General features: G+C 62.5%; 9 protein-coding genes and 2 tRNA genes. 8 read left to right on the forward strand and 3 right to left on the reverse strand.

The window, feature by feature from the left end; genetic code table 11:
• Positions 1 to 276: 276 nt before the first annotated feature.
• Both EI28_RS08105 and EI28_RS08110 read right to left on the reverse strand, forming a co-directional pair.
• Positions 277 to 348 (reverse strand) — tRNA-Ala (locus EI28_RS08105).
• Between the two features lie 26 nt (positions 349 to 374).
• Positions 375 to 1,532 (reverse strand): nicotinate phosphoribosyltransferase, encoded by a 1,158-nt coding sequence (locus EI28_RS08110; RefSeq protein ID WP_048114122.1) that lies wholly within the window; start codon positions 1,530 to 1,532, stop codon positions 375 to 377.
• A 145-nt stretch (positions 1,533 to 1,677) separates the two neighbouring features.
• On the opposite strand from EI28_RS08110, the gene EI28_RS08115 reads away from it, so the two are divergent.
• Entirely contained in the window at positions 1,678 to 2,349 is a 672-nt protein-coding gene (locus EI28_RS08115) for an MTAP family purine nucleoside phosphorylase (protein WP_048114123.1), read from the forward strand.
• Positions 2,346 to 3,653: an amidohydrolase family protein gene (locus EI28_RS08120; RefSeq protein ID WP_048114124.1), complete on the forward strand. Its 1,308-nt coding sequence runs from the start codon at positions 2,346 to 2,348 to the stop codon at positions 3,651 to 3,653. The genes EI28_RS08115 and EI28_RS08120 overlap by 4 nt, the downstream gene beginning before the upstream one ends.
• Positions 3,654 to 3,672: 19 nt before the next feature.
• Here EI28_RS08120 and EI28_RS08125 read toward each other — a convergent pair whose 3' ends face one another.
• A complete protein-coding gene (locus EI28_RS08125) occupies positions 3,673 to 5,373 on the reverse strand; it encodes an AMP-binding protein (RefSeq protein ID WP_048114125.1) in 1,701 nt (566 codons plus the stop codon).
• Positions 5,374 to 5,466: 93 nt separating this feature from the next.
• On the opposite strand from EI28_RS08125, the gene EI28_RS14025 reads away from it, so the two are divergent.
• The 6 genes from EI28_RS14025 to EI28_RS08150 all read left to right on the forward strand — a co-directional run bounded on the left by EI28_RS14025 (position 5,467) and on the right by EI28_RS08150 (position 10,088).
• Positions 5,467 to 5,620: transfer RNA gene (locus EI28_RS14025), tRNA-Trp, on the forward strand.
• A gap of 250 nt (positions 5,621 to 5,870) precedes the next feature.
• Positions 5,871 to 7,052: a bifunctional 5,6,7,8-tetrahydromethanopterin hydro-lyase/3-hexulose-6-phosphate synthase gene (locus EI28_RS08130; RefSeq protein WP_048114126.1), complete on the forward strand. Its 1,182-nt coding sequence runs from the start codon at positions 5,871 to 5,873 to the stop codon at positions 7,050 to 7,052.
• 102 nt (positions 7,053 to 7,154) lie between these two features.
• Entirely contained in the window at positions 7,155 to 7,742 is a 588-nt protein-coding gene (locus tag EI28_RS08135; protein WP_048114127.1) for a PH domain-containing protein, read from the forward strand.
• Entirely contained in the window at positions 7,739 to 9,268 is a 1,530-nt protein-coding gene (locus EI28_RS08140) for a PH domain-containing protein (protein ID WP_048114128.1), read from the forward strand. Before EI28_RS08135 ends, EI28_RS08140 begins: the two co-directional genes overlap by 4 nt.
• 109 nt (positions 9,269 to 9,377) lie before the next feature.
• Complete coding sequence (locus EI28_RS08145) at positions 9,378 to 9,689, forward strand: nucleotidyltransferase family protein (protein ID WP_048114129.1); 312 nt, start codon at positions 9,378 to 9,380, stop codon at positions 9,687 to 9,689.
• Positions 9,690 to 9,902: 213 nt separating this feature from the next.
• Complete coding sequence (locus EI28_RS08150; protein ID WP_048114130.1) at positions 9,903 to 10,088, forward strand: hypothetical protein; 186 nt, start codon at positions 9,903 to 9,905, stop codon at positions 10,086 to 10,088.
• Positions 10,089 to 10,204 lie beyond the last annotated feature (116 nt).

Genomic DNA, 10,204 nt, shown 5'->3' on the forward strand with positions numbered 1-10,204 from the left:
ATGTTCTGGAACATCGACAGCGTTGCAACTATGTGGAGATTACTGTTGATCTGGTCGTCTCCTCGCTCACATTCAAGGTACTGGATCAGCTCCTGAATGTCGTCGAAGTCTCTATCAGCTCTGATGAGCGAAGGGAGGTTCAAAGTATCACATCCCCGGTTAATTTCCATTAAGTTTCATGTAGATTTAGATGTTTCTTATTTGAACCTGATGATATAGGCGGAACATGAAGGTATCTTGAGGATTGCCATATATCAAGTCAATCTGAAAATAAGATGGACCGAGCGGGAATTGAACCCGCGGCCTCTACCATGCCAAGGTAGCGATCTACCCCTGATCTATCGGCCCCTGTTACCCTACAATGTTGATCGTGATCACATAATAAGGATTGGGGCCGGCCGGCCCCCTATCCCTCCCCGGCAAGTCGAAAGCCGCGAGAGCACCCGTTCCCGCGCATCCTCCATCTTCGGGCGCACCAGGGCGACGCCGTTCTTGATGCAGGGGGCGAGGAGCGGCACCGCGCCCTTCGGCGCCGGGGTCCGGGCGGGGAGCACGAGGCGCCGGCCGGCGGGGAGGTCGTAGACCTGCTTTGCGCTGCTGCGCTTCCCGCGCTTCGCGTAGGGCCTGCCCTTCATCTCGACGATGTCCATCGAAAAGTCGATCACCGGGGCGTTCGCGATCGCGCCCCCGACGCCGAAGGCGTCGGCGACGTCGCGGTAGGCGGCGACCTCTGCGCGCGACAGCCCGCCCGAGAGGAAGATCTTCACGTCCGCATAACCGTTGACGTCGAGCTCCCAGCGCACCTCCTCGATGATCGCCCGCATGTCGCCCCGGCGCGACCGCGGGGTGTCGAGCCGCACCGCCGTCGCCCCCGAAGCCGCCGCCCGGACCGCCTCGTCCGTCTCGTCGGAGAAGGTGTCCGCGAGCATGATCCGCGGCACCTCCGGGCCGGCACCCTGGGCGAACGCGAGCCAGGCGTCCTCCTGCTCCGGGTAGCACATCACGAACGCGTGCGGCATCGTCCCCGCGAGCGGGATCCCGTCCGGCGCGCAGGTGTTGCTCACGGCGTCCGCCCCGCCGATCCAGGCCGCCCGCTCGATCATCGCCGCGATCGCCGGGTGCTGGCGGCGGGAGCCGAAGGAGAAGACCGGCCGGCCGCCCGCGGCCAGCTTCATCCAGGCCGCCGCCGAGGCCACTCCTGAAGCGTGGCAGAGGAACCCGAGGATGGCCGTCTCGTAGACCGCGAAGTCCCGGTAGCGCCCGGAGACCCGGAGGACCGGCTCGTTTTTGAAGAAGATCGAGCCCTCCGGCATCGCGTCCACGTCCACCGGGAGGCCTTCGAGCAGTTTTATGACGTCGTCAAGCCCGCAGAAGACCCCCCACGGGTCGGGGAGCATCGACGCCGTCACCTCCATCGTGACGTGCGGGTTGATGCCGTCCCGCTCCATGACCTCCACGACCCGCCGGAAGTAGATATCCGTGCACTTTCCATTCTTGATGGCGTCCTCGCCGACCACCTCAAACCAGCCCATGATATTCCGGTTATCGCGATGGCGTAAATCCTTATTGAACCGATCCCGCGCCGGCGCAAAGGTGAATCTTTTGCAGTAGGACGTCACACACTCTAACGAGAATGTCGCACGGAGAAGCGTACACCGGTATAGCGGGGCGGGCCTGATGCTCGGGATCATCGGGGGCACGAGCCTCCTCTTCGCCGACCTGCCGCCGCTCGAGAAGACGACCGTCGCCACGCCCTACGGGAAGGCCGAGGTGCATACCGGAGAGTTCGCGCTCCTCCTGCGCCACCAGCACAACCTTCCCCCGCACCGGATCAACTACCGCGCGTGCCTCGCCGCGCTCGCCGTCCTCGGGGTGGACGAGATCGTCGCCTTCGGCTCCGCCGGCTCCCTGAAGCACGAGATCCCGCCGGGCTCGATCGTCATTCCCACCGATTATTTAAGTGTCACCGACATCCCGTCCATCCACGAGTGCACCATCGGCCACGTCCGGCCCGAACTGGACGCGGACCTGGTCCGCACCCTCGCCGAACTGGTGCCGGACGCCCGGACGGGCGGCGTCTACGCCCAGACCCGGGGGCCGCGGATCGAGACGGTCGCCGAGGTGAAAGCGCTCGCAAAGGTCGCCGACATCGTCGGCATGACGGTTGCAAGCGAGGCGACGCTCGCCCTCGAGCTCGGGATGCGGTTTGCCGCCGTCTGCACCGTGGACAACTACGCAAACGGTCTCGGGGAAGAGACCCTGACCTACGAGCACATCCTCGAAACCTCCCGGGCGAACTGCCGGAGGACCGAGATCATCCTCGAAAAGATTGTGGAGCGACTTGCATGAACGAGATCTTTACTGCCAGAGGTTCTACCCTGATCGCCGGGGTCACCATCGACGGATCGACTGTGGACATCGCGATCGACGAGACCGGCCTGATCGCGGGAATTGGAGAGAACGCGAGGAAGACGATCGACGCCGATATCGTCATCGACGGCTCCGACCGGCTCGCCATGCCCGGCATGGTCAACACCCACACCCACGCCGCGATGACCCTCCTGCGGGGCTACGGGGACGACATGCTGCTGCAGGACTGGCTCTCGCAGAAGATCTGGCCGCTCGAGGCCCACCTCACCGGCGACGACGTCTACGCCGGGACGAGACTCGCGTGCCTGGAGATGATCAGGAGCGGCACCGTCGCGTTCAACGACATGTACTTCTTCATGGACCGGGCCGCAGCGGCGGTCGACGAGATGGGCATGCGGGCGACGTTCGCCTACGGGTTCATCGACCTCGGGATGGAGGAGAAGCGGGAGGCCGAGATCAGGGCGACGAAAGCCCTCACCACCCACATCAAATCGCTCAATAACCCGCGGATCAAAGCCGCCGTCGGCCCCCACTCCATCTACACCGTCTCCCCCGAAGCCCTCTCCTGGTGCGGCGAGTATGCAAAAGAGCAGGAGATCGGCATCCACGTCCACCTCTCCGAGACCGAGAAGGAGGTCGTCGACTGCGTCGCCCGGTTCGGCAAACGCCCGGCATACCTCCTCGACGAGTGCGGCTGCCTCACCCCCCGGACCGTCGCCGCGCACTGCTGCTGGCTCGACGAGGCCGAGTGCCGGCTCCTCGGGGAGCGGGGCGTCTCCGCTTCCCACAACCCCGCAAGCAACATGAAACTCGCCGTCAACCGGGCGATGCCCTACCACTGGCTGAAACAGTACGGGGCGAACATCTCCCTCGGGACCGACGGCTGCGCCTCGAACAACAACCTCGACATGCTCGAGGAGATGAAGTTCGCAGCGCTCCTGCAGAAGTTCGCCTGGAACTCCCCGACCATGCTGCCCGCCGGCGAGGCCATCGGCATGGCGACCGCGGCAGGCGCCCGGGCGCTCGGCACCGGCCCCGGCACCCTGACCGTGGGCGCACCGGCCGACATCGTCCTCCTCGACGCCCGTGCGGCCTGCAACACCCCGCTCTTCCACCCCGACTCGAACGCCGTCTACGCCTGCAACGGCGGTGCGGTCATGACCGTCCTCTGCCAGGGGAGGATCCTGATGCACGAGCGGGAGGTCCCCGGAGAAGAGGAGATCGTCCGCGAGGCCGCCGCCGCCGCCCGGTCGCTCGTCGACCGGGCGGAGCAGGCCTCCTGACCCTATTTTAAAAAAGTGATTACGCGGTCTCGATCTTCGACTCGTCCTCAAGCCCGAGTTCCTCGATCGCCGCTTCCCGCATCTTGAACTTCATGATCTTGCCCGAGACCGTCATCGGGAAATCGTCGACGAACTTGACGTAGCGCGGGATCTTGAAGTGCGCAATCCTGCCGCGGCAGAACTCCTTCACCCCGGCCTCCGTGAGGACCGCGCCGTTGTCGGGCTTGATCCAGGCCATCAGCTCCTCGCCGTACTTCTGGTCCGGCACCCCGATCACGTAGGCGTCGGCGATATGCGGGTGATTGTGGAGGAACTCCTCGATCTCGCGCGGGTAGATGTTCTCCCCGCCGCGGATCACCATATCTTTTAAGCGGCCGACGATCTTGACGTAGTCCTCCTCGTCCATCGTCCCGAGGTCGCCGGTATGGTTCCAGCCGTGCTCGTCGATCGTCGCCCGGGTGGCGTTCGGGTTGTTGTAGTAGCACCGCATCACGCAGTAGCCCCGGGCGCAGATCTCGCCGGTCTCCCCGCGGGGGAGGATCTTCTTCGTGTACGGGTCGACGATCTTGATCTCGGTGTGGGGGAAGGGCTTTCCTACCGTCGAGACCCGCCGGTCCAGGGGATCGGCGGTCGTCGTCATCGTGACGCCGGGCGAGGTCTCCGTCTGCCCGTAGACGATCACGATCTCGGACATGTGCATCTCCTTGTTGACCTCCCGCATCACCTCGGTCGGGCAGGGCGACCCGGCCATGATCCCGGTCCGGAGCGAGTCAAGCCGGTACTTCGGGAAGTCCGGGTGGGAGAGCTCCGCGATGAACATCGTCGGCACGCCGTGGAGCGCCGTGCACTTCTCGTCCTGCACGGCTTTGAGGACCGCCTCGGGGTTGAAGACCGGCGAGGGCAGCACCATCGCGGCGCCGTGGGTGACGCAGGCCATGTTCGAGAGCACCATGCCGAAACAGTGGTAGAACGGCACCGGGATGCAGAGCCGGTCCTCGTGGGTGAACTTCATCCCTTCGCCGATGATGAAGCCGTTGTTCAGGATATTGTGGTGCGTCAGGACGACGCCTTTCGGGAACCCGGTCGTCCCGCTGGTGTACTGGATGTTGACCGCGTCGTCGAAGTCGAGCGACGCCTCGCGCTCCCGGAGCTCCTCGGGGTTGATGAGGTCGGCCTTCTCGTGGAGGTCGTCCCAGGTGTACATCCCGTTGTAGGGGATATCGCCGAGGAAGACGACGTTCTTTAAGAACGGGAACTTGTCGCTGTTGATCCGGCCGGGCTTCGCCTCGAACGCCTCCGGGCAGGTCTCGTAGAACATCCCGACGTAGTCGGAGGTCTTGAACCGCCCCTGGATGAGGAGCGTCTGGACCTCCGACTGCTTCATGGCGTACTCGAACTCGTAGGTCCGGTATGCCGGGTTGATGTTCACCATGATGGCGCCGATCTTTGCCGTGGCGAACTGGACGAGCACCCACTCCGCGTAGTTCAGCGCCCATATGGCGACCCGGTCCCCGCGCTCCACGTCGAGCGCCATGAGGGCGCGCGCAAGGGTATCGACGCGCTCGAGAAACTCCGCGTATGTCCACCGGATACCCTGGTGGACGGAGACGAGTGCGTCGCTGTCCGGGTGCGCCGCTGCGATTCGGTTCAGCATTTCACCGATGGTGATGCCGAGCAGGGGTATCTGCGAGTTCCCACACGCGTAACTGCCCTCAACCATTCTATATAAATGGGTGCCGGTACGGTTATATGATTACTGGTTTTTTCCGGCGCAATCCTTATACTGCATGGCCGTCAAAGATATAGAGGACGGGGGGTCGTGGCCTAGTCCGGAATGGCGACGGGCTCCAGCGGTCTTTGCACGTGATGAACAATGGGTCTCCTGACTGACGGATGATGACCCGTTGGAGCACTGATGCATGTTCGGAGAGACCCGTCGATCGTGAGTTCAAATCTCACCGACCCCACATTCTTATCGCTCTTATCCGATACCCCGGGGTATCCATGGCTATGTACGTCCTCTTTCCGGCGGCCGCCGGGGTACGGGCAGGAACCTCTGCACGCGAGAGCCGCCGCGGAGACGTGCGCACCCGACCACGGGGGGGCAGAATATGCCTTCTCTCAAACCGGATGTCCCGAACATAATGGTATCGCTCGAACCGGGAGGTCTTTAATACCTGTTTCACCAATATTTCAGCACTATCTGAGGGTATCCATATGTATCTCATCGGTGAAGCATTGGTTGGAGACGGCGCAGAACTTGCGCACATAGATCTGATAATGGGAAACAAAGAGGGCGCGGTAGGACAGGCGTTTGCGAACTCCATCTCGCAGCTCTCGAAGGGGCACACGCCGCTTCTCGCGGTCGTCAGGCCGAACCTGCCGACGAAACCCTCGACACTCATCATCCCGAAGGTCACGTTAAAGAAAGAGTACCAGGTGAACCAGATGTTCGGGCCCGTCCAGGCCGCGGTGGCGAAAGCCGTCGCCGACTCGGTCGAGGAGGGCGTCTTTGAGGGGGTCGACATCGAGGACACCGTCATCATGGCGAGCGTCTTCGTCCACCCGACCGCACAGGACTACAACAAGATCTACCGGTTCAACTACGGCGCGATGAAACTCGCGCTCCGCCGGGCGCTCGACCGGTTCCCCGACGTCGAGACGCTCCTGCACGAGAAGGACCGGGCGGCCCACGCGGTCATGGGATTCAAGGTCCAGCGGCTCTGGGACCCGCCGTACCTCCAGGTCGCCATGGACCTCGTCGACAGGAACCACATGAACAGGGTTCTCGACGAACTGCCCCTGAACGACCACCTGATCATCGAGGCGGGCACGCCCCTGATCAAGAAGTTCGGCCTCTCGATCATCTCCGAGATCCGCGAACGCCGCCCGAACGCGTTCATCGTCGCCGACCTCAAGACCCTCGACACGGGCAACCTCGAGGCCCGGATGACCGCCGACGCCGGCGCCGACGCCGTCGTGATCTCCGGCCTCGCGCCCATCTCCACCATCGAGAAGGCGATCGAGGACACCCGCAAGACCGGCATCTACACCGTCATCGACATGCTCAACGTCAAAGACCCCGTCGCCGTGGTCAAGCAGCTGAAGGTGAAGCCGGACGTCGTGGAACTCCACCGGGGCATCGACGTCGAGGATACCGCCTACGCCTGGGGAGACATCCCGGCGATCAAGAAGGCCGGCGGCGAGCGGCTGCTGGTCGCGACCGCGGGCGGCATCCGGCAGGGCGTCGTGAAGGACGCGAGGAAGGCGGGCGCCGACATCCTGGTCGTGGGCCGCGCCATCACCGCGAGCAAGAACATCCAGCACGCGGCCGAAGAGTTCCTCGAGGAACTGAGCACCGAAGAGATCGACCAGTTCCGCATCATGACCGACTTTTGAAGTCGGCCGATATCTTTTTTCCCGCCGGAGAGTTCCCGGCGATGCGGGGACGCAAACCGTCCCGGACATAGGTTAAAGTGAGCAGAACGGCAACGAATAACCATGTCGTTTCCCGGCCCGGTGAACGGGCAGGCTCCGGCCGACGAAGGATCGCCGGAACCCGGGGCGGGCGCGGACGGTTACCGCCGGCTGAACCGGAAGTGCATGCTCTCGATGTACATCGACTACGCCATGTGGTATGCGGTTCTGCTCGTGGCCTACATCCTCACGAAAACCTACGCAGAGGGGTTCCTGGGGTCCTACTACGATCTTATCGGGTACGGCTTCATGCTCGTCCTGGGGATCGCCCTGGTCTACATAGCCGTGGCTCCGCCGGTCTTCTACGCCCGGTACCGCTACCGGATCACCGAAGACCGGGTGGACGTGCGCTGCGGGGTCCTCTTCATCCGCCACACCCTGGTGCCGATCGAGCGGGTGCACCAGGTGGAGATCACCAGAGGCCCGATAAACAACCTGCTCGGCCTCGCGGACGTCACCATAACCACTGCAGGGGGCGAGGCGGACATCAGGTACCTGGAGGTTGACGAGGCGGAGAAGGTGGCCGACCGGCTCAACAACCTGGTCGGGAGGATGCTCCGGGACAGGATGCCGGCGACCCCCATCCCCCGGCCGGGGGCTGCAGACGAATGACCGACGACTGCAGCAGCGATGCGGGCTCCGGCCCCGGGACGGCTGCGGATACCCCAACCCGTCCTGGCGAGAAGATCCGGTGCCACCCGAGCATCATCGCGGAGCGATCGCTCTCGGCGATCGTGGTGCTGGCCGTCATCGCCACGCAGCTCGGCAGGGGTGCCGTACCGGCCGTACTCGCGATCCTCTTCATCGGACTGGTGCTCTTCAACTACCGGCAGTGGAGCCGGACGACCATCCAGTTCAACGAACGGGACGTGGTGGTGGAGAGGAACACCCTCTTCAAGATGAAGAAGACGCTCCCCTACGCGAAGGTTGCGTCGGTGAACGTAAACCGGGGAATCCTGAACAGGGTCTTCGGGACGTCGAGGCTGCTCGTCAACATCAACTCGGGCAGCGGCGCCACGGTGCCGGAAGCCGTCCTGACGTTCCGGCAGGACGTGGCGGAGGAGATACGGGCCGGGATGGCAGAGCGGCTGTACGGCCACGAAACCGTCGCGGAAGAAGAACCGGCCGAACCTCCGGTCTCGTTCACCCCGGCGGACGTGATCGTCCACGGCCTCTTCAGCGTCTCGACTTACCAGACGGTATCGGGTTTTGCGTTTTTGGCCTACTCCGTCGTTCAGATATACGTCTCCACGGTAACGGGAGCGGGAGCGGGCGGTACGGCGCTGGTCTCCCTGCTGATGTTCTTTACCATTCAGCTGGCGCCGTCGGTCTCGCTGATATTCCATTACTACAACTACCGGGTGTACCGCCGGGGCGACACGATATACCTGGAGCACGGCCTGGTACGGACGTATAAGACGTCGTTTGACGCCTCACGGATCAACGCCATCCGGGTAAAGCGAACGCTTGCGGCCCGGCTCCTCCACCGGTCGTGCATCGAGGCGGAGGTGGTGGGGCTCGCGTCCGGGAGCGGGGAGAGCCTCCGCCCCGTCCTCTGTCTCTTAAAAGACGATGCAACGCAGCAGAGGCTTCTCGAAGAACTGGTGCCGGAGTTCGTGGACGAGCACGGCCGGGAGCGGCAGCCCGCGGGCGCGAGGAGCGTGCTCCTGATCCGGGCCGCGTTAGCCTCTCTCGCGCTCGTTCTGGTGACGGCCTACCCCTCTATCTACCTCTACCACGAGACGGCGGCCCTGACCGGGGTCACCGGGCTCGTCCTCCCGTACGCGCTGCCGCTCGCGACGGCAGCAGCCATCCTCGCGATATCCTACGCGACATACGTCTCCTACCGGGTCACGGAGTTCGGCACCGGCACCGACCTCTTCACGTTCGTGAACGGCGCCGTCGACCGCGAGACCGTCGTGATGAACTACGACCGGGTGCAGATGGTCCGGATAACCAGAGGGCCGGTAGCCCGGATCTTCGGCGTCGCCCGGGGGAAGGTATACCTGCTCTCGGCGATCGGAGGGGCGAACGTATCTTCGGGGTATTTCGCCGGGAGCCGTCTTGCCGCCGTCGGCGAGACCGTCATGGAACGGATCGCGAGCGGGGAGTACGATTACCGGAAGAACAGTATCTGAGCGGGATTTGCCGCCTCAGGATGCACGAGAACTGCCGGAACCGGCCTTTGGCGGTCTATCCGAAAGGGATAATGCTCCCCCTGTAGTATACCTCTCATAGAGGACTCCGGTGCACGCAATCATCCACGAGAAGATCCCCGAGATCGCCGGCATCGCGGCACGCCACCGCGTAAAAAGGCTCGGCATCTTCGGTTCGGCGGCAGGGGACCGGTTCGACCCGGCATCGAGTGACATCGATTTTGTCGTCGAGTTCGAGCCGATGACCCCGGTGGAGCATGCACGGGCGTACTTCGGTCTCGCCGAAGACCTGGCCCGGGCCTTCGGCCGCGAGGTCGATCTCGTTGAACTGTCCGCGGTAAGGAACCCGATCTTTCGCCAGGCGGTGGAAGAGACCGCGAGGGAGATCTATGCCGTCGCGTGAGGCACGGAAGTAAATTTCCTAGACTGGTGTTGAAAAATGGATCTGGTGCAAAAACATCAGGGGCGGTATAAGGAAAAAATCGACCTGTTCTTTGGACCGTAGTATTACGCCTACGTTGTCCGAGGATGAGATAAAACATTCCCGGTGCTAAAGGGGAAGTTATATTCCTCCATTGCAGATATGACTAAAGAGCGTATTTGCGGGGTAGTTCGTATGGTGATCGACTTCGAAAAAAACGAAGAGATTATTTTCCAGCTTATTTCAGAGCTTGAAGTTATTGGTGGTTTTGATGTACCAACTACTGTAGACGAAAGAAGAGAAATTGCCAGTTTTATTCTCAAAGTTATCGATGAGGATCTGGAAGAAACACTGGTTGAAGAGATAGATGCTTGGATCTGAAGTCCATGACACGCATGAACAAAACTAAGCTATATGATGCCACTTTTGAAAGATTGACAGCCTTAAAATCCTATAAACTAATATCCGTTAAGAAACGCAGACTAAGAGTGACAGAA

The organism is Methanoculleus sp. MH98A (assembly GCF_000691865.1).
Classification (GTDB): domain Archaea; phylum Halobacteriota; class Methanomicrobia; order Methanomicrobiales; family Methanoculleaceae; genus Methanoculleus.